18 protein-coding genes are annotated in these 19935 nt (G+C 36.6%); 16 read left to right on the forward strand and 2 right to left on the reverse strand.

Going from position 1 to position 19935, the window contains the following annotated elements:
* Nucleotides 1-8: 8 nt before the first annotated feature.
* The 10 genes from folD to spo0A all read left to right on the forward strand — a co-directional run bounded on the left by folD (nt 9) and on the right by spo0A (nt 10295).
* A complete protein-coding gene (gene folD, locus M948_RS35035) occupies nt 9-869 on the forward strand; it encodes a bifunctional methylenetetrahydrofolate dehydrogenase/methenyltetrahydrofolate cyclohydrolase FolD (protein ID WP_021291160.1) in 861 nt (286 codons plus the stop codon).
* Complete coding sequence (xseA, locus tag M948_RS35040) at nt 859-2217, forward strand: exodeoxyribonuclease VII large subunit (RefSeq protein WP_021291161.1); 1359 nt, start codon at nt 859-861, stop codon at nt 2215-2217. The genes folD and xseA overlap by 11 nt, the downstream gene beginning before the upstream one ends.
* The gene (locus M948_RS35045; RefSeq protein WP_021291162.1) at nt 2204-2437 is read left to right on the forward strand and encodes an exodeoxyribonuclease VII small subunit; all 234 of its coding nucleotides are present in this window, start codon (nt 2204-2206) and stop codon (nt 2435-2437) included. Before xseA ends, M948_RS35045 begins: the two co-directional genes overlap by 14 nt.
* Nucleotides 2437-3321: a polyprenyl synthetase family protein gene (locus M948_RS35050; protein WP_021291163.1), complete on the forward strand. Its 885-nt coding sequence runs from the start codon at nt 2437-2439 to the stop codon at nt 3319-3321. Before M948_RS35045 ends, M948_RS35050 begins: the two co-directional genes overlap by 1 nt.
* A gap of 696 nt (nt 3322-4017) precedes the next feature.
* Entirely contained in the window at nt 4018-4593 is a 576-nt protein-coding gene (locus M948_RS35055; RefSeq protein ID WP_021291164.1) for a hypothetical protein, read from the forward strand.
* 17 nt (nt 4594-4610) lie between these two features.
* Nucleotides 4611-5441, forward strand: coding sequence for a TlyA family RNA methyltransferase (locus tag M948_RS35060; protein ID WP_021291165.1), 831 nt, complete (start codon nt 4611-4613; stop codon nt 5439-5441).
* A gap of 31 nt (nt 5442-5472) precedes the next feature.
* Nucleotides 5473-5922, forward strand: a complete 450-nt coding sequence (gene ahrC, locus M948_RS35065) for a transcriptional regulator AhrC/ArgR (protein ID WP_021291166.1) — start codon at nt 5473-5475, stop codon at nt 5920-5922.
* A gap of 22 nt (nt 5923-5944) precedes the next feature.
* Nucleotides 5945-7699, forward strand: coding sequence for a DNA repair protein RecN (gene recN, locus M948_RS35070; protein ID WP_021291167.1), 1755 nt, complete (start codon nt 5945-5947; stop codon nt 7697-7699).
* Nucleotides 7700-7931: 232 nt separating this feature from the next.
* Entirely contained in the window at nt 7932-9224 is a 1293-nt protein-coding gene (spoIVB, locus tag M948_RS35075) for a SpoIVB peptidase (protein WP_021291168.1), read from the forward strand.
* 294 nt (nt 9225-9518) lie between these two features.
* Nucleotides 9519-10295, forward strand: coding sequence for a sporulation transcription factor Spo0A (spo0A, locus tag M948_RS35080; RefSeq protein WP_021291169.1), 777 nt, complete (start codon nt 9519-9521; stop codon nt 10293-10295).
* A gap of 35 nt (nt 10296-10330) precedes the next feature.
* Here the strand turns inward: spo0A and M948_RS35085 are convergent, their stop codons facing one another.
* Together M948_RS35085 and M948_RS35090 are read right to left on the reverse strand one after the other, a co-directional pair.
* On the reverse strand, nt 10331-11677 hold the full coding sequence (locus tag M948_RS35085; protein WP_021291170.1) for an aspartate kinase: 1347 nt from the start codon (nt 11675-11677) through the stop codon (nt 10331-10333).
* Nucleotides 11678-11779: 102 nt separating this feature from the next.
* The gene (locus tag M948_RS35090; protein ID WP_031335513.1) at nt 11780-12019 is read right to left on the reverse strand and encodes a DUF2627 domain-containing protein; all 240 of its coding nucleotides are present in this window, start codon (nt 12017-12019) and stop codon (nt 11780-11782) included.
* 133 nt (nt 12020-12152) lie between these two features.
* Here M948_RS35090 and M948_RS35095 point away from each other — a divergent pair, with 133 nt between their 5' ends.
* The 6 genes from M948_RS35095 (at nt 12153) to M948_RS35120 (ending at nt 19928) form a co-directional block, all read left to right on the forward strand.
* On the forward strand, nt 12153-14213 hold the full coding sequence (locus tag M948_RS35095) for a sigma 54-interacting transcriptional regulator (protein WP_021291172.1): 2061 nt from the start codon (nt 12153-12155) through the stop codon (nt 14211-14213).
* A gap of 92 nt (nt 14214-14305) precedes the next feature.
* A complete protein-coding gene (yqiS, locus tag M948_RS35100) occupies nt 14306-15253 on the forward strand; it encodes a phosphate butyryltransferase (protein WP_074436653.1) in 948 nt (315 codons plus the stop codon).
* 12 nt (nt 15254-15265) lie between these two features.
* Nucleotides 15266-16360, forward strand: a complete 1095-nt coding sequence (bcd, locus tag M948_RS35105; protein WP_021291174.1) for a branched-chain amino acid dehydrogenase — start codon at nt 15266-15268, stop codon at nt 16358-16360.
* Between the two features lie 23 nt (nt 16361-16383).
* Entirely contained in the window at nt 16384-17490 is a 1107-nt protein-coding gene (gene buk / locus M948_RS35110; RefSeq protein WP_031335514.1) for a butyrate kinase, read from the forward strand.
* Between the two features lie 3 nt (nt 17491-17493).
* Nucleotides 17494-18915: a dihydrolipoyl dehydrogenase gene (gene lpdA, locus M948_RS35115; protein ID WP_021291176.1), complete on the forward strand. Its 1422-nt coding sequence runs from the start codon at nt 17494-17496 to the stop codon at nt 18913-18915.
* Between the two features lie 20 nt (nt 18916-18935).
* Nucleotides 18936-19928, forward strand: a complete 993-nt coding sequence (locus tag M948_RS35120; RefSeq protein WP_021291177.1) for a thiamine pyrophosphate-dependent dehydrogenase E1 component subunit alpha — start codon at nt 18936-18938, stop codon at nt 19926-19928.
* Nucleotides 19929-19935 lie beyond the last annotated feature (7 nt).

Genomic DNA, 19935 nt, shown 5'->3' on the forward strand with positions numbered 1-19935 from the left:
AGTCTACGATGGCAGCAGAAATAATTAATGGAAAAGAATTAGCACAGCAACTCAGAACGGAAATGAAAGATGAGGTAGTGTCACTAAAGAACGATGGTATTCATCCACACTTGACCGTGGTTTTAGTCGGTGACAATCCTGCCTCAAAGTCCTATGTGAGAGGGAAGGAGAAAGCTTGCTTAGAAACAGGTATTTCTTCGGATTTAATTGAGTTACCTACGACCATAACGGAGGAGGAATTATTAAACCAAATTGATCAATTAAACGATGATCATTCCGTTCATGGAATACTGGTTCAACTCCCACTTCCAGAACATATTCGCGAACAAAAAGTAATTGAAGCAATTCGTCCTGAAAAAGATGTTGATGGATTTCACCCGGTAAGTATTGGAAGAATGATGACTGGAATGGATACGTTTTTACCCTGCACCCCATATGGAATTCTAACGATGCTCCAATCTAAAGATATTGAAATAGAAGGTAAGCATGCTGTTATTGTAGGAAGAAGTAATATCGTTGGTAAGCCAGTTGGACAACTATTATTAAACAATCATGCAACTGTCACCTATTGTCATTCAAGAACACAAAACCTTAAACAGTATACGAATCAAGCGGATATCTTAATCGTAGCTGTCGGAAGAGCTAATGGAATTGATGCAAGCTACATAAAAGAAGGTGCTGCCGTAATTGATGTTGGGATTAATCGATTAAAAGATGGCTCATTAACGGGTGATGTGGACTTTGAAAGTGTTGCACAAAAAGCATCATACCTTACTCCGGTGCCCAAAGGAGTAGGGCCCATGACGATAACGATGCTTTTAAAAAATACCATAAAAGCAGCAAAAGGAATCGAGAACAGTGAAGGATAAATATCTTACAGTAACCGCGCTTACGAAGTATATTAAGCGAAAAATAGATACAGATCCACATTTAAGTGAAGTATGGTTACGTGGGGAGATCTCTAATTTTAAGCATCATTCTCGAGGACATATGTATTTAACCCTAAAGGATGACCAAACACGAATACAAGCGGTTATGTTCGCTGGAAATAACAGAAGGCTTAAATTTACACCTGAAAATGGAATGAATGTCCTGATTAAAGGTGAAATTAGCGTATTTGAAGTATATGGGCAGTACCAATTATATATACAACAAATGGAACCTGATGGTATTGGAGCATTATATATAGCTTATGAACAATTAAAAGAGAAATTACAAAAACAAGGATATTTTGATGAACAATATAAGAAAACAATCCCTGTCTTACCCAAACATATAGGTGTGATAACATCACCAACTGGAGCTGCAGTTCGCGATATTATAACAACTATTAAACGCAGATATCCAATTGCCAAGGTTACTGTAATCCCTGTACTTGTACAAGGAACAACTGCACCTGCTTCTATAAAAGAAGCCATAGAGATTGCAAATGCCTCTTCAATATTTGACGTTTTAATATTAGGTAGAGGTGGAGGCTCTATTGAAGAATTGTGGAGTTTTAATGAAGAGATCGTAGCTGAAGCAATATATCACTCGACAATTCCAATTATTTCTGCAGTTGGTCACGAAACAGATGTAACGATTAGTGATTTTGTAGCAGATTTAAGAGCCCCTACTCCAACAGGTGCTGCTGAGTTAGCAGTACCATCGAAGCAGGAGTTAGTAGACAAACTTATAACAATGAAACGGATGTTGGCTAAAGATCTAGATCAGCAAGTAAAGCAAAAAAGACAACAAGTAGCTAGTGTGAAGCAATCCTACGCTTTTCGTTATCCAGAGCAATTACTTAAACAGAAAGAACAAGAATTAGATACAAAAACAGATCAGCTATCCAAGGCGATTACAACGAAGTTGGCTGAACACCAACAAGTATATCATCATCTGCATATCCGATTATTAACTCAACAACCGGATAAACAAGTTCAACGATCAAGAGATCAGTTGAAACAATTGGTAAAGCAGCAACAATATCTGATGCAACAATCATTCGTTAAAAAAACCGATCAATTAGCGAATAAAATAGAAAAGTTAAGTTTATTAAATCCATTAGAAATAATGAAACGAGGCTTTTCTATTCCGTACTTACAAGAAGGAACCATCGTTAAATCGGTAAGGCAGGTAAAGAAGTCAGATGAACTTATTTTAAAACTAACAGATGGTCAAATTAATTGTCGGGTAGTAGACGTAAAGGAGGAACAGAACGATGGCCGAAAATGATGAACTTTCATTTGAAGAAGCAATGGAAAAATTAGAAGAAATTGTAGGGAAGTTAGAAACAGGCGATGTACCTATTGAAAAAGCGATTGACTATTATCAAGAAGGGATGAAGCTCTCTAAACTTTGTAATGATAAATTAACCAATGTAGAGGAAAAAATGACGAAAATAATGAATGAACAGGGTGACCTTGCCCCGTTTCAAATGCAGGAGGAAGAATAGTGGAATATAGTATCAAGGAGTATTTGGATAACCAAAAGCTTCTTATCGACAACCTGTTACATGATTGCATAGACAGATTAACGATTCCTGAACAATTAAAACAATCCATGATTTATTCCGTTAATGCTGGGGGTAAACGATTACGACCAATCTTATTACTTGCCAGTTTTAATGTGTATGGTAAAGATAACAGTATAGCAATGCCAGCAGCTGCTTCGTTAGAATTCGTTCATACATATTCGCTCATCCATGATGATCTGCCTGCTATGGATGATGATGATTATCGTCGTGGTCAACTAACAAATCATAAAGCATTTGATGAAGCTACTGCAATTTTGGCTGGCGACGCATTACTAACCTATAGTTTTGAAATAATAGCAAATGATCATCAATTAAATCATGAGCAAAAAACAATATTGCTACAGCTTCTTTCACAGACAAGTGGGCCAAAAGGTATGGTGGCCGGTCAAATCTTAGACATGAAAGCAGAAGATCATCCGGTTACACTAGAAGCGTTAGAACAAATTCACGCACTTAAAACTGGCGAACTTTTGCGATTTGCTGTTTATGCAGGCGCATACCTAGGCGGTGCAACTGAAAAAGAATTACAATCATTAACCGAATTTGCATACTATTTAGGATTAATTTTCCAAGTTCAAGATGATATATTAGACATTACTGGAGACGAAAATAAACTCGGCAAACCAGTTGGTAGTGATGAGATCAATCAAAAAAGCACCTTTCCTAAATTGCTTGGTTTGGAAGGAGCGATTGAGAAAAAGCAATGGTATATTGAGAAGGCAAAACGTTCGTTAGCTAACGCGAATGCAGCCGACTCTGTATTGATGGATCTGACCATCTATTTTAGTGAACGAGATCATTAATTTTGAATTAGAAATTATGATTAAGATATGCTATAATAAAGATAACTAAGGAATGGTGCAGTATTCTAGTCAGTTCTCCGTATCCTGAAGGCGGGCCTAAAAATCCGCCAAAGGGCACATCGATGAAGTTCCTTGTGTAGGCTTGAGGCGCCCAGCCTTGGGTCTATGCTGGGAGTTAAGGTTTTTGGGCGATCCACAAAGGCATGTGGGCGTTGACCCGATTACCGCGGAGGCCCATCTCTGTAGTATTTGCTAAGCCTAGTAATTATTATGGAATGGGGTATGAACCTGCAGATATGGTAAGGGACACCTAATATGCAGCGTAGCCTGCCTTGAGTGGTGCTTGAGGGGATTAGAGCTTTAAATGGCAAGTTAGATGGCCAATAATTTGCTTATTTACATTCTATGAAATCAACACTGCAAAAGAGGCTAGGGGACGGTAAAGAACTGTTGAGGAAATCTCCTAGACTGTTCTATATGACGTGTAAAAGGGATTATAGTGCGGACTAAGTGGCAATCCAGTCTAGCTATTGGTGACAAAGCTAAGATGAATTTAAAGGGGAACCGCCTTTCATGGTAACATGGGGTATTCATTTGGGAAAACCTACTGGACCTAAGCCGCAGTTTTTACCTTTTAAATGACCATTCCTATTACATAATGGAATAACACTAATTTATATATAATAGAGGTAAGAAATGAATCCACATGTAAAACGATCGATTAAATTTAGTTTAACTATTGCCGTTATCACTTTTGTGTTAGCGGCTATTTTTTCAATAATCTCTTCTTCGATTTTAAGTGGAGTTATTTGGATTATTGGTCTACTTATTGTTTTTATGATTGTATTTGTAGGGGTTGTATTTGATATGCTTGGTATAGCTTCTACTGCAGCAGATGAAGCACCATTTCATGCAATGGCAGCCGAGAAAATAGCGGGGGCGAAAGAGGCCGTAATAATTATAAGAAATGCCGATCGATTTGCCAGTTTCTGTAACGATGTAATTGGTGATATATCAGGAATTGTAAGTGGTACAGCTTCGGCAATTGTTGTTCTGCAAATGGCTAACTTGTTAGGGCACGGCGAAGGTTCGACCGTTCAAATAACGATTTCAGTTATCTTAACAAGTATTGTTGCAGCATTAACAGTTGGCGGAAAGGCTTTAGGTAAATTCTTTGCTATTAATGCCTCCACTAAAATTATTTTCTTTGCAGGGAAGGTAATCTCAATTATAGAAAGAAAGTTAAAAATAAAAGTACTACCTAAAAATTAGAAATAAGGGAAAAGACGATGAGTAAAAAACGATTAGATGTACTATTAGTAGAAAGAGAACTTGTTGAAACCCGTGAAAAGGCTAAGCGGATAGTCATGGCAGGCCTTGTTTTTTCTGAACATGAGCGCCTGGATAAGCCTGGGATGAAAATAGATGAGCATACCCCTCTAACTGTTAAAGGTAAGTTATATCCCTATGTTGGTAGAGGGGGGTTAAAATTAGAAAAAGCACTTGACGAATTCAATTTAACGATGGCAGATAAAGTTATGGTTGATGTTGGTTCATCTACGGGCGGGTTTACCGATTGTGCTTTACAAAATGGCGCTACATTATGTTATGCAATTGATGTCGGGTATAATCAATTGGATTGGAAATTGCGTAATGACCATCGAGTGGTCGTAATGGAACGAACGAATTTTCGATATGTAACCCCCGATATGCTGCATTTTGATAAACCTAATTTTGCTTCAATTGATGTCTCTTTTATTTCTCTTCGTCTAATATTGCCGGTATTAAAGCAACTACTTCAGGCTGATAGTGACGTTGTTGCACTAATTAAACCGCAATTTGAAGCTGGCAGAGAACAAGTAGGCAAGAAAGGGATTGTTCGGAATAAAGATATTCACGTACAAGTGATTAAACAAATCGTTGCTTTTGCCGAAGCAGAAGAGTACCAATTATTCGATATCACCTATTCTCCTATAACAGGTGGAGAAGGAAATATTGAGTTTCTAGCTCACTTTGGCTGGAAAAAACAATTTGAAGGAAAGCGTATCACAGATGTAGAAATAGGCAAAGTAGTAAATAAAGCACATATAGACCTGCTTGATTCTAATAAAAAAGATTAAGAACGGATGTAAACTGAAATGGGGGCGCCCTATGAGTAAAGTTCAACGACATATTAAAATTCGAGCATTAATTACGGAAAATGAAATAGAGACTCAGGATGAGCTTGTCGATCATCTTAAAAACCTTGGGTACAAAATAACCCAAGCGACTGTCTCACGAGACATTAAAGAACTGCACCTAGTTAAAGTTCCAGCAAGCAATGGAAAGTATAAATACAGCTTACCTGCAGACCAACGCTTTAACCCATTGGACAAGCTTAAACGCTTAATTATGGATGCTTTTGTAAAAATCGAACATGCCAGCCATTTTATCGTTTTAAAAACGCTTCCTGGTAACGCTCATGCGGTTGGAGTTTTAATTGATAACTTAGATTGGGAAGAAATTATGGGGACGATTTGTGGTGATGATACCTGTTTAATCATTTGTAGAACAGAGGCTGATTCAGAATCGATTAAAGATCGTTTTATTCAAATGCTGTGATAAATGTGAGGTGAAGAGTCGCGTGTTAACAGAGTTATCCATCCAAGATTTTGCTATCATAGATAAAATCTCAATAACGTTTGATGAGGGTCTTACGGTATTGTCTGGTGAAACGGGAGCTGGAAAATCAATTATTATTGATGCTATACAATTACTTGCTGGTGGTAGAGGTTCTGTGGAATTTGTTAGGTATGGGGCAAAGAAAGCAGATATTCAAGGATTGTTTACAATAGATAATCCCAATCATCCCATATATGAAAAGAGTCAAGCATACGGAATAGAAATCCAAAATGACATTGTACTTCGAAGAACTATTACTGCTAATGGAAAAAGTATTTGTCGTGTCAATAGTAAATTGGTGACATTAGCTATTCTCAAAGAATTCGGAAAAACACTAATCGATATTCATAGCCAACATGAAACGCAATCATTAATGGATACAGATAATCATATCCATTTATTGGATTTATATGATCCAGAGCGTATTGGTCAAGCTAAAAAAGAATACAGCATTCTATATGAGCAGCTTTCAACTTTAAAGAAAAAGTATCGAAAATTGAGTGAAAATGAACAAGAAACAGCACAAAGGCTTGATTTACTTCAATTTCAAATGAATGAACTAGAGAATGCTAAATTAGAGCCTCATGAAGATGAAGTTCTAGCAGAAGAGCGGAATTCCTTAGCGAATTTCGAACGTATTCATGCTGCTCTGCAACATGCTTATAATGCTCTTTACGGAGAACAAAGAGGTCTTGAGTGGGTGAATAATGCACAAATGGCCTTACAAGATAATTCTAATATTGACCCATTTATTGCTGAAAAATCAGAGGAAATTGCTAATTATTATTTCGGTCTCGAAGAATTAACCCATGACATCGGACATCATATTGAAACATTAGCATTCGATTCTGAACGACTTAATGAGATCGAGTCTCGACTAGATGAAATAAACCGTTTAAAGAAAAAATATGGTGCTACCGTTGATGAGATCTTACAATATATGTCTCAAATTGAAGAAGAAATCGAAGAAATAAATAATAAAGATTCTCATTTATCAAAACTTGAAAATCAAATTAATGATAAGGCAAAAGATGCCTACCTTGAAGCGAAAGAATTACATGATTTACGTCAAAAAGCAGCAGATAGTTTAACCAAAGAAATCCATGAAGAATTAAAAGGCCTCTATCTTGAAAAAGCTACATTCTCTGTCTCTTTTTTGTTACAAGATAAAGATATAGGCGTAAAGCGAGATGACTATCAGGATATACGTCTTCATGAAAACGGTTTTGACCAAATCAATTTTATGATTTCAACGAATCCGGGTGAACCGATTAAGGAGTTGAGTAAAGTAGCATCTGGTGGTGAATTATCCAGAATCATGCTGGCTTTAAAGAAAATTTTTGCAAGGCATCAAGGTGTTACGAGTGTTATCTTTGATGAAGTTGATACTGGAGTCAGTGGAAGAGTTGCACAAGCAATCGCAGAAAAAATACATCATATATCACAACAATCCCAAGTATTGTGCATCACACATCTTCCTCAAGTAGCTGCAATGGCTGATACACATAAATTAATTGAAAAACAAGTGGATAATAACCATACTTCAACAAAAGTGATCGAGTTATCCGTTGATTATCAAGTAAATGAATTAGCAAGAATGATTACTGGAACAAAACTTACAGAGACAGCTATCGAGCATGGACGTGAGATGTTGGAAATGGCTGTTAACTTTAAATCAAAAAATAAGCATAATTATAAAGAAAAAGCCAGAAAATAAAATATCTGGCTTTTTTATTATATACTTCATTCCAACGTTAGTAATATCATACATGTATGCAACTGAACTTTCCCATTTTGCCGACATATACATAGAATACTGTCTTACTTTAAGGAAATGTTAGGTAGACTGCTTATGTTTCACCAGTTTAAAACGAACATGCTTCGGTCAAATTAGAAGTACAGAGAAACAAAAAAGGTGGTTTGGGTAAGGAACGAGGAGAGTGAAATAATTGGACGGAAAAAAATATAAATTACGATTCTGTATAGGATTAATACTCCTTTTAGCAGTGGTTACAATTCCTTTTTTAACCCCTATTCAAAAATATTTATCCATCCCAAATGATATTGTTACGGTTAATAGCCGGGCTCCGATTGACTTACCAACCTTGGGTGAAAATATAACAATTAATAGTTCGAACAAGACAGTACAAGCTGCAAAATCCAACGAATTTTATACGAAAGAATCGGGAAACAGCGAGCTTTTTTATGAATTTGCTGGACTGCCAATTAAGAAAGTAGACGTTAATGTTTTGGACGATATTAAAGTTGTACCTGGCGGTCAATCAATTGGAGTACAATTGCATACCAAAGGGGTCTTAGTTGTTGGCCATCATTTAGTTAATGCAAAAAACGGAAATACATCTCCTGGAGAAGAAGCAGATATTAAAGTAGGAGATGTAATTTTAGAGATAAATGGGAAAGAAATAAAAAAGATGAAAGATGTTAAGCCATTTGTTGAGGAGGCTGGAGAAGATAAAGAAGCTTTAGATATAAAATTAAAACGGGGCAAAGAGACAATTAATACGGAATTAAAACCTGCTTTAGACAATAACGAAGATGATTATAAAATTGGGTTATATATTAGGGATTCTGCCGCAGGTATTGGTACAATGACATTTTATGATCCGGAATCAAAAAAATACGGTGCATTAGGTCATGTGATTTCAGATATGGATACGAAAAAACCGATTGAAATTCATGATGGTTCCATTGTTCGTTCTTCAGTGACTTCCATTGAAAAAGGGAATAATGGAATTCCAGGAGAAAAACAAGCGAAATTTTCATCGGAACATGACAAAATTGGGAATATAACCAAAAATAGTCCGTTTGGTATTTTCGGTAAATTAAATAACGATATGGAAAATGGAAGAATGAAAAAACCAATGCCCATTGCACTTTCCCATGAAGTAGAAGAAGGGCCTGCCAAGATTTTAACCGTATTAGATGACGAAAAAGTTGAAGAATACGACGTAGAAGTGGTAAGTAGCGTACCACAGAAATTTCCTGCTACCAAAGGAATGGTAATTAAAATAACCGATAAAGAACTGCTCAATAAAACCGGCGGCATTGTACAAGGTATGAGTGGAAGCCCAATCATACAAAACGGTAAAATAATTGGTGCAGTGACTCATGTCTTTGTTAATGATCCAACTTCTGGATATGGTGTGCATATTGAATGGATGCTTCAAGATGCAGGAATTGACATTTATAAGGAACAGGAAGAAACAAATAAAGCTGGTTAATATCGAGACTTGTTTTGGAATCCATCCATTACAAGTCTCTCTTTTGTTAAATTTTATTTAAATTATTAGAAAACAATGCTTCTTTATGGTTAAATATGGTATAATTTAGTCAAATATTTTTCGACAAACCTGTCTATAATTATCGAATCATATCGTAATTTAGAGAATCTGAAAGCAAATTAAAGTAAATTTCAAAAAAACCAAAGTTTTTTAAATAAAAGAAGGATATTTGGGAGTTCTGTAGAATATGTAAAATAGTGATAAGTTTTGTATTACATAAAAGGAGGAGCTTTAGTGGAGAATATTTCAGTTTGTTTAGTTGATGACAATAGGGAATTAGTTCAATTAATGGAAGATTATTTCGAAGATCAGGGAGATATTGAAGTTATAGGCAAGGCATATAATGGTCGAGATTGTCTTGCAATGCTAGAAGAGTCTGAACCTGATGTGCTTGTTCTAGATATTATTATGCCGCATATCGATGGGCTTGCTGTTTTAAATGCAATTCGTTCATCAGAAGGTAAATCACCACATGTTATTATGCTTACAGCTTTTGGACAAGAAGAAGTCATGAAGAAGGCTGTCGATCTAGGCGCAGCTTACTTTATTCTCAAACCTTTTGATTTAGACAATTTAGCTGACCAAATTAGACAGGTACAAGGTCAGAGTGCAATTAGTACAGGAGTAACAAAGGTGAATCGGAAAGAAAAGAAAAAGCAGGATTTAGAAGCGAGCATTACTAATATTATTCATGAAATTGGTGTACCTGCTCATATAAAGGGATATATGTATTTAAGGGAAGCAATCACAATGGTTTTTAATGATATTGAATTATTAGGATCGATTACCAAAGTGCTCTATCCTGATATTGCTAAAAAATACAATACAACGGCATCCCGTGTCGAAAGGGCCATTCGACATGCTATTGAAGTAGCTTGGAGTCGTGGAAATATTGACTCTATATCTGCGTTGTTTGGCTATACGATAAGTATTACAAAAGCAAAACCGACCAATTCAGAATTCATTGCAATGGTTGCAGACCATTTACGTTTAGAACATAAAGCAAGTTAAAAAGAGCGGCATCTACAATAGATGCCGCTTACTTTCTATTCAAAAAAAGCATAATACAATGATTTTACAGCTTTATCTAGATCTTCTGCTTTAATACCAAACATCATAGACACCTCTGAGGATCCTTGGTTAATCATCTCGATATTGACATTTGCGTTTGATATCGCAGTTGTTGCCTTTTGGGCAACACCGATGGTTCTTACTAGACCTTCTCCTACAATCATAATCATCGCAAGATTGCGATGAATAGAGATAAGGTCAGGGTTTAATTCATTTTGTATTCTAGCCAAAATTCTTTTTTCTTTTTCGATGGGTAAACCATTTTCTCGCAGGATAACCGACATATCATCAATCCCAGATGGTGCATGCTCAAAAGAAATTCCTTCGTCTTCCAAGATATGAAATAGCCTTCTTCCGAAACCTACTTCACGGTTCATTAAATATTTACTGATGTAAATACTACAAAAGCCACTATCGCTAGCAATGCCAACGACACATTTTTCGCTTGGTTTTTTTTCAGATACAATATACGTGCCTGGTGCATCTGGATTATTCGTATTTTTTATACAAACAGGGATTTCTTCTTTGTATGCAGGAATTAGAGCTTCATCATGAAATACAGAAAAGCCAGCGTAGGATAATTCACGCATTTCTTTATAGGTTAATGTTGTTATTTCTTGCGGATTATCTACGAAGGTCGGGTTAACCGAATAAACAGAATCAACATCTGTGAAGTTCTCATACAGGCTCGCTTTTACTCCTGCTGCAACAATTGACCCTGTTATGTCAGAACCACCTCTAGAAAAGGTAATCAGTTTCTCTTCTTTGGTATAACCAAAGAAACCAGGGATAACCATAACTTCATCCGTATTTCTTAGTTCATATAATTTATCAAAACTCTCTGGCAAGATTTTTGCATTCCCTGGATTATTACTAACAATTATTCCGGCGACTTTAGGATTCATATAAGTTGCTTCTATTCCCGATAACGTAAGGTAAGCACTAAGAATTTTGGCCGAACTATCTTCACCGACTGCCTTTAATGCATCTAATTTTTCAAGAACTGTTGTATTTCTCTCTAGGATGGCATAGATCGTATTTTTTATATTTTCAAGAATTTCCCCCTCCAGGTTTAATTCTTCTACTATTTCATTAAAACGTTTCATAATCGGATATATGTATTCATCTATCGTTTCGTTCCGTTGATGCGCTTCTCCTAATTGAATAAGCATGTCTGTTATTTTTTCGTCATCCTTAAATCTTTTCCCTGGTGCGGATACTACTATGAATTTTCTTTGGGGATCAGTCTTAATTATATTTGCGACTTTTCTTATTTGTTCTGCACTTGCTACAGAGCTCCCCCCAAATTTTGCTACTTTCACGCTAAATTCCTCCCGATGATATTTTTAATTTAAATAATAACATAAATTCTGTTTTTTAGAAAAATAAAAAAAGGCCAAGCGGTACATATTACGACTAATTCGTTAGTTATTCTTCTTTATTTCTTCTCTGGTTCGTTGTCGCTTTCGGTCACGGTATATGATAAATCCACCAATAAAAGCAATTCCGGCAAGAAATAGAATCAAGCCAATAATAAACTGAATACTTGTGTGGAAAAATATCGGATAAAAGGAAGCGAATAAGGAGTCCCTCATTAACTTAATTCCGATAGCAGATATGATTCCAGGAATGAACAATAAAAGCGCTGCGATAATTCTCATTATGCTATTTCCCCTTATCTAGTGTCTCATTGTAGTATATCAAAACAATTCTAAAAAAGGAATGAAGTTACAATTTGCATTCAATTGCAGGCTATCGTATGATAATAGTATGCAAAATTATGCAAGGTGGGATGAGATGAAGCGAGTGCTTATTGTTGGCGCAGGTAAAGGTGGTAGCATACTTTTAAATATATTATATGCTACTGAAACCATGGAGATTGTAGCGGTAATTGATCCAAAAGATAATGCACCTGGTATTGAATTAGCAAAAAGATACAACATCCCTATTGATAATAGTTGGAAAAATTGGATAAATAAGGATATAGATATTGTTATAGAAGCTACAGGGAATGAAACTGTTCTTGATCATCTAATTGAATCAAGAAACCGGAAAACAGTCGTTATCCCTGGTAGTGTTGCTTATATTATTTCCGAATTGGTAGATGAGAAAGAAGCGCTTTTGGATAAAGTTAAACTACAAATGCGAAATCAGGAATTGATCTTAAACAATATTCGCGATGGTATGATTGTCGTAAATAATGAAGGTAGAGTAACTTTTGTTAATCACAGTGCGGAATCTATTGTCGGAAAGGCAAAACCGGAGTTCGAAGGTCAATCAATTGAACAAGTAATCACGAATACGAGATTACCACATGTGTTGCGAAATCGAAGGAAAGAGGTAAATCAAAAGCTTACTTTAGAGAATGGAAAGCAGGTTATTACGACTCGAATTCCAATTATTAGCGCTGATGACTTGCTGGTAGGTGCTTTCGCAGTATTTAAGGATATTACTGAGGTCGTGAAGTTAGCGGAAGAAAACACGGATTTAAAAGAAATCAAAACAATGCTGGAAGCAATTATTTACTCATCTGATGAAGCAATTAGTGTAGCAGATGAGAATGGGTTAGGAATCATGATAAATCCTGCGTATACTCGGATAACTGGTCTAGAAGAAGCAGATGTTATTGGAAAACCAGCAACTACTGATATTTCTGAAGGAGAAAGCATGCATTTGAAAGTTCTACAAACACGTCGCGGTGTACGAGGGGCCACGATGAAGGTAGGACCAAATAAAAAAGAGGTATATGTTAATGTTGCTCCTGTGATTGTGGATGGAAAAATGAAAGGGAGTGTAGGTGTACTTCATGATATTTCTGAAATACAAGCATTAACGAGTGAATTAAAACGGGCAAGACAAATTATTCGTAATTTGGAAGCAAAGTATACGTTTGATGACATTATTGGTAATTCTACGGAAATGAAATTAGCTCTTGAGCAAGCAAAGGTTGGTGCAAAAACACCAGCCACGGTACTTCTGAGAGGTGAATCAGGTACTGGAAAAGAATTGTTTGCACATGCCATACATAATGAAAGCGATCGTAAACATCATAAATTTATCCGAGTAAACTGTGCAGCTATCGCGGAATCCATTTTAGAGAGCGAGTTATTTGGTTATGAAGAGGGGGCTTTTTCAGGTGCTAAAGCTGGTGGAAAGAAGGGGCTCTTTGAGGAAGCAAATTTCGGCAGTATATTTCTGGATGAAATAGGCGAATTATCGTTAAATATGCAAGCTAAACTACTAAGAGTACTGCAAGAAAATGAAATAGTACGAGTTGGTGGAACCGAGCCTATTGCCATAAATGTAAGAATCATCACTGCAACAAATATCAATTTGGAAAAAGCGATAATGGCTAAAACGTTTAGAGAAGATTTATACTATCGTTTGAATCGATTGCCTATCTTTATTCCTACTTTACAGGAAAGATTGTCTGACTTACCTCTATTAGCTGATCATATTATATTGAAGATAAATCAAGATTATGGAAGAAATGTTCATTCTATTTCAAATGAAGTACTTGATGTTTTAAAACATTATCATTGGCCGGGGAACATTCGGGAATTAGAGAATATTCTTGGACGGGCAATGATTTATATGGATATGAACGAAGAAGTTATAAAACAGAAACATTTGCCAAATCTTTTAGGGAAATCGAATGAAAAAGAGATGGTACAAATGACAGAACAAAATAATTCCTTACAGACTGCTGTTGAGAACTATGAAAAACAATATATTAAGCGTATATACAAGAGCAATAATTATAATAAAACGAAGACTGCCAAAGATCTGAATATATCTATTCGAAGTTTGTATTATAAAATGGATAAATACGAAATTGAAAAAAATAGCATGCAATAATTTGCGATACCCGCAAAGATATGCAGGATAAACATTTAATAAATGAAGCGTTTTCAATAAGTTTATTTTGGCATGATTTTTGCATAGTAAGAATGGGAGCTAAGGAGGCCGATATGGGAACAATAAAAACATTAAACGAATTAAAAGATAAAACAAAGCAAGAAAGAAAACAAATGATTGCAATTGCGAATGCTGCTGATACAGGAATTCTTCAAGCAGTGAAAATGGCTCTTGAGGATGGTTTATGTCGATTTAAATTATTCGGAGATAAGAATAAAATGGAAAAGGATGCAGCTGAATTAGGGTTTGTCATGGATCAATGGCCATCCGAGGAACTCATAATCGAACACACAGAACAAATTGACGAAGCTGCAGTTGCTGCAGTTAGATCCGTTTCGAGTAAAGAAGCAGATATTCTCATGAAAGGCGATATCGCTACAAAGAATATTTTAAAAGCAGCATTAAATAAAGAATATGGCTTGCGAACAGGGAAAATCTTGTCTCATGTCGCACTGTTTGAAATCCCAAATCAAGAACGCTTGATTTTTCTTACAGATGCTGCAATGAATATTGCTCCTGATTTGCAGCAAAAAGCAGAAATAATAAACAATGCAGTTCAAATTGCACAAGGTATTGGTGTTGAAGTGCCTAAGGTTGCAGCAATAACGCCGGTAGAAGTTGTGAATCAAGCTATGCCTTCAACGATAGATGCAGCCGTACTTACACAAATGCAGCGAAGAAATCAAATAAAAGGATGTATCATTGATGGGCCACTAGCATTTGACAATGCTGTTTCAATAACAGCAGCAAACCAAAAAGGAATCGATTCAGAGGTAGCGGGTCATGCGGATATCTTACTTGCATCGTCTATTGAAGCGGGGAATGCCTTATATAAATCATTTGTTTATTATGCACAAGCAAAAGTTGCTGCAGTCATTAGCGGTGCTAAGGTACCAATCATTTTAACATCGAGGGCAGATACAGCTGAAAACAAACTGTATTCTATTTCATTAGCCCTTGTCTCATCGAAATCATTCTAGGAGGAATTAATAATGCAACTATTTAGTTATATGGAAGAGTATGATTATGAACAATTGGTTTTTTGTCAAGATAAGAATTCTGGATTAAAGGCGATTATCGCAATTCACGATACTACTCTAGGGCCTGCGCTAGGCGGGACAAGAATGTGGACATATAAAACGGAGGAAGAAGCAATTGAAGATGCTTTACGACTAGCTAAGGGTATGACCTATAAAAATGCTGCAGCTGGTTTAAACTTAGGCGGAGGAAAAACGGTCATTATCGGTGATCCCAAAAAAGATAAAAGTCCAGAAATGTTTCGGGCTTTCGGTAGATATATACAAGGTTTAAATGGTAGATATATTACTGCAGAAGATGTTGGAACAACTGTACATGATATGGATCTTATTCATATGGAAACGGACTTTGTTACAGGGATTTCTCCCGAATCAGGCTCTTCAGGTAATCCTTCACCAGTGACTGCTTACGGAGTTTATAAAGGGATGAAAGCTGCCGCTAAAGCAGCCTATGGAGATGATTCTTTAGAAGGTAAAACCGTTGCAGTACAAGGAATTGGAAACGTAGCCTATGCGCTATGTGAGTTTTTACATGAAGAAGGTGCCAAGTTAATTGTAACGGACATTAATAAAGATGCAGTTGAAAAGGCGGTAACTGCATTTGATGCACAAGCAGTTGAACCTGAGGATATCTATGATGTGGATTGTGATATATATGCTCCATGTGCTTTGGGAGCTACCATTAACGATGATACAATTCCGAGAATAAAGGCGAAGGTAATTGCCGGTTCTGCAAATAATCAATTGAAATCAACCAAACATGGTGACATTATTCACGAGAAAGGTATTGTGTATGCTCCAGATTACGTCATTAATTCCGGTGGTGTTATCAATGTAGCGGATGAATTACAAGGCTACAATCGGGATAGAGCGATGAAAAAAGTAGAAACGATTTACGACAGCTTACAAAAAGTATTCGAAATATCTAATCGGGATAATATTCCTACGTATGTAGCAGCGGATCGAATGGCTGAAGAGCGGATCGAATCCGAAAGAAATTCTAGAAGTCAGTTCCTACTTAATGGACATCATATTTTAAGCAGACGTTAAGGTACAACTAGATATTGGAGGTAATGTTATTGCAAGATCAATTTAGAAATCTAATCATTAATCCAGGCTCTACTTCAACCAAAATTGGTGTTTTTGATAATGATTCCTGTATTTTTGAGAAAACGATCCGACATCATCCAGATGATTTAGATCAATTTTCTACCATTATTGAACAATATGCGTATCGCAAGCGAATCATTTTGGAACAACTTGATTACGAAGGGATCAATATTTCAAAGCTAAGTGCAGTTTGTGGAAGAGGCGGATTGTTACAAGCAATTCAAGGCGGTACGTATCAAGTAAATGAACAGATGCTTTCTGACTTAAAAATCGGGTATAATGGGGAACATGCCTCAAATTTAGGTGGAATTATTGCGAATGAAATAGCTACTGGATTAAATATACCTGCATATATCGTTGATCCAGTCGTTGTTGATGAATTAGATGACATTGCTCGCTATTCAGGATTTGCCAAAATACCAAGAAAGAGTATTTTTCATGCGCTTAATCAAAAAGCAGTTGCTAGAAAAGTTGCTACAGACCTTCAACAAAAGTATGAACATATGAATTTAATTGTGGCACATATGGGTGGCGGAATTTCTGTTGGTGCACACAAACAAGGCAAAGTAATCGATGTAAATAACGGTTTACATGGAGAAGGCCCTTTTTCCCCAGAAAGAGCTGGAACTGTTCCGGCTGGGGATTTAATTGATTTATGTTTTTCTGGTGAATATTTTCGCGAAGAAATCATGAAAATGGTCGTGGGTCATGGTGGATTAATGGGGTATTTAGAAACGAGCGATGCCAGAGAAGTAGAAAAACGAATTGCTGCAGGCGATAATCGTGCAAAAGCAATTTATGAAGCGATGGCATATCAAATTGCTAAGGAAATAGGATCGGCTAGTGCAGTACTTTCAGGTAAAGTTGATGTTATTGTCCTAACTGGTGGGTTAGCCTATGGAAAAGAATTTACAGATATGATTATTAAACGAATTGATTGGATTGCAGATACGGTTGTTTATCCAGGTGAAGATGAATTAAAAGCCTTAAATGAAGGAGTATTGCGTATTTTGCGAGATGAAGAAGTTCCCAAAACATACCCTAATACGTTAATTGGCAAAGGAGTGTAAGAAATGGCTAAGGAATTTGATTTAGTAATACTTGGTGGGGGAACGGGTGGCTATGTTGCTGCTATTAGAGCATCGCAACTCGGTATGAGTGTAGCTATTGTAGAAAAAGCAGAACTAGGTGGTACATGTTTACATCGTGGCTGTATACCTTCGAAAGCATTATTACGAAGTGCTGAAGTATATAAACAAACAAAAAGCGCTAATGAATTCGGTATTGAAACGAAGGCGACTGCTGTTAATTTTAGCAAAGTACAAGAACGTAAGCATTCCATTATAACAAAGCTGCATCAAGGTGTACAAGGATTAATGAAAAAAGGAAAGATCGAGATATATCATGGTTTTGGTCGCATTTTAGGTCCTAGTATCTTTTCGCCTATGCCTGGTACAATTTCAATTGAATATTCAAACGGGGAGGAAAACACTATGCTTATCCCTAAGAATGTTCTTATAGCTACAGGTTCTTCTCCAAAAACATTACCTGGGTTGGAAATCGACCATGAATATATTATGACCTCCGACGATGCTTTAAAAATGACGGCATTACCTGAATCAATTATTATTGTCGGGGGCGGAGTTATTGGAATAGAATGGGCCTCCATGCTTGCCGACTTTGATGTTGATGTAACGGTAATTGAATACTTAGATCACATCCTTCCAACAGAAGATCTTGAAGTAGCCAAAGAAGTTGAAAAATTATTAAAGAAAAAAGGAATTTCATTTGTTAAAAATGCCAAAGTATTAGCAGATACAATTGAAAAAGAAAATGGAATTTCAGTGGAGGCAGAGGTAGATGGTGAAAATCAGCAATTTGCAGCTGATAAAATGCTCGTTTCAGTTGGAAGAAAACCAAACACCACTAATATTGGTATAGAAAATACAGATATAATTGTTGAAAACGGTTCGATTCAAACCAATAGCTATTATCAAACGAAGGAATCGCATATTTACGCAATCGGAGATGTAATTGGCGGCATGCAATTAGCACATGTGGCATCACATGAAGGAATTACTGCAGTTGAGCATATGGCTGATAAAAATCCAACGCCTATTGATTATAATCATGTCCCTTCATGTATTTATTCTAGTCCAGAAGCAGCTAGTGTTGGTCTTACAGAAAAACAGGCAATAGACCAAGGGTATGATGTTAAAATCGGAAAGTTTCCTTTTCAGGCAGTTGGTAAAGCGCTTGTCTATGGGGAGGCAGATGGGTTTGTGAAAATCATTGCAGACAAGCAAACAGATGATTTATTAGGTATACATATGGTTGGCCCTCATGTAACTGATATGATTTCTGAAGCAGGATTAGCGAAGGTGCTTGATGCAACCCCATGGGAAATAGCTGATTCTATCCATCCTCATCCAACATTGTCAGAAGTAATTGGAGAAGCAGCGTTAGCCGTTGATGGAAAACAAATACATGGATAATTTTAAAGGAGGGAATTTGCATGTCACAAAACCGTCATAAAGAATTAGGACTAACAGATGAACAGGTTCTTCATATGTATAAAATGATGTTATTGGCTAGAAAAATCGATGAAAGAATGTGGCTTCTCAATAGAGCAGGGAAGATACCGTTTGTGATTTCCTGTCAAGGCCAAGAAGCAGCGCAAATTGGCGCATCTTTTGCGTTAGATAGAGAACATGATTATGTTGCACCATACTACCGTGATATGGGTGTGGTACTTGCATTTGGTATGACTTCAAAAGAATTAATGCTTTCAGGTTTTGCAAAAGCGGAAGACCCAAATTCAGGTGGTCGTCAGATGCCAGGCCATTTTGGTCAAAAGAAAAATCGTATATTAACCGGCTCATCACCAGTTACAACGCAATTACCCCATGCTGTAGGTGTTGCATTAGCAGCAAAAATGAGAAAAGATCCAATTGTATCGCTCGTTACTTTGGGTGAGGGTTCCTCGAACCAAGGAGACTTCCATGAAGGGTTGAACTTTGCAGGAGTGCACAAACTCCCGGTGATCACAATGGTTGAAAACAACAAATACGCTATTTCTGTACCGATTGAGAAGCAAATTGCAAGTGAAACAGTTGCTGACCGTGCTCAAGGATACGGAATGCCGGGTTATACGGTTGATGGGAATGATCCGTTAGCCGTTTACGAAGCAGTAAAGAATGCTCGTGAACGAGCGATTAATGGAGAAGGTCCAACATTAATTGAGGCTGTGTCTTATCGATTAACAGCTCACTCTAGTGATGATGATGATCGGACATATCGGGAAAGTAAAGAAGTAGATGAAGCGAAGAAGAAAGATTCACTGATTACGTTTGCTAAATACTTACAAGATGAGAATATATTATCCGAAGACGTTGAAAAACAAGTAAATGACGAAATTGCTAAAGAAGTAAATGAGGCTACTGATTATGCTGAAAATGCAGCCTATGCACAGCCTGAGGATGCCTTAAGATATGTATATGAAGAGTAAGGAGGGA

The organism is Virgibacillus sp. CM-4, assembly GCF_000445495.1.
GTDB classification, from domain to species: domain Bacteria; phylum Bacillota; class Bacilli; order Bacillales; family Amphibacillaceae; genus Virgibacillus; species Virgibacillus salexigens.

Bases quoted from the DNA above. Each gene is read 5' to 3' on its own strand.
- folD (WP_021291160.1), top strand. From the start codon at position 9: ATGGCAGCAGAAATAATTAATGGAAAAGAATTAGCACAGCAACTCAGA.
- ahrC (WP_021291166.1), top strand. From the start codon at position 5,473: ATGAGTAAAGTTCAACGACATATTAAAATTCGAGCATTAATTACGGAA.
- buk (WP_031335514.1), top strand. From the start codon at position 16,384: ATGTTATTGCAAGATCAATTTAGAAATCTAATCATTAATCCAGGCTCT.
- yqiS (WP_074436653.1), top strand. From the start codon at position 14,306: ATGGGAGCTAAGGAGGCCGATATGGGAACAATAAAAACATTAAACGAA.
- M948_RS35060 (WP_021291165.1), top strand. From the start codon at position 4,611: ATGAGTAAAAAACGATTAGATGTACTATTAGTAGAAAGAGAACTTGTT.
- bcd (WP_021291174.1), top strand. From the start codon at position 15,266: ATGCAACTATTTAGTTATATGGAAGAGTATGATTATGAACAATTGGTT.
- M948_RS35095 (WP_021291172.1), top strand. From the start codon at position 12,153: ATGAAGCGAGTGCTTATTGTTGGCGCAGGTAAAGGTGGTAGCATACTT.
- M948_RS35055 (WP_021291164.1), top strand. From the start codon at position 4,018: ATGAATCCACATGTAAAACGATCGATTAAATTTAGTTTAACTATTGCC.
- M948_RS35045 (WP_021291162.1), top strand. From the start codon at position 2,204: ATGGCCGAAAATGATGAACTTTCATTTGAAGAAGCAATGGAAAAATTA.
- lpdA (WP_021291176.1), top strand. From the start codon at position 17,494: ATGGCTAAGGAATTTGATTTAGTAATACTTGGTGGGGGAACGGGTGGC.
- M948_RS35120 (WP_021291177.1), top strand. From the start codon at position 18,936: ATGTCACAAAACCGTCATAAAGAATTAGGACTAACAGATGAACAGGTT.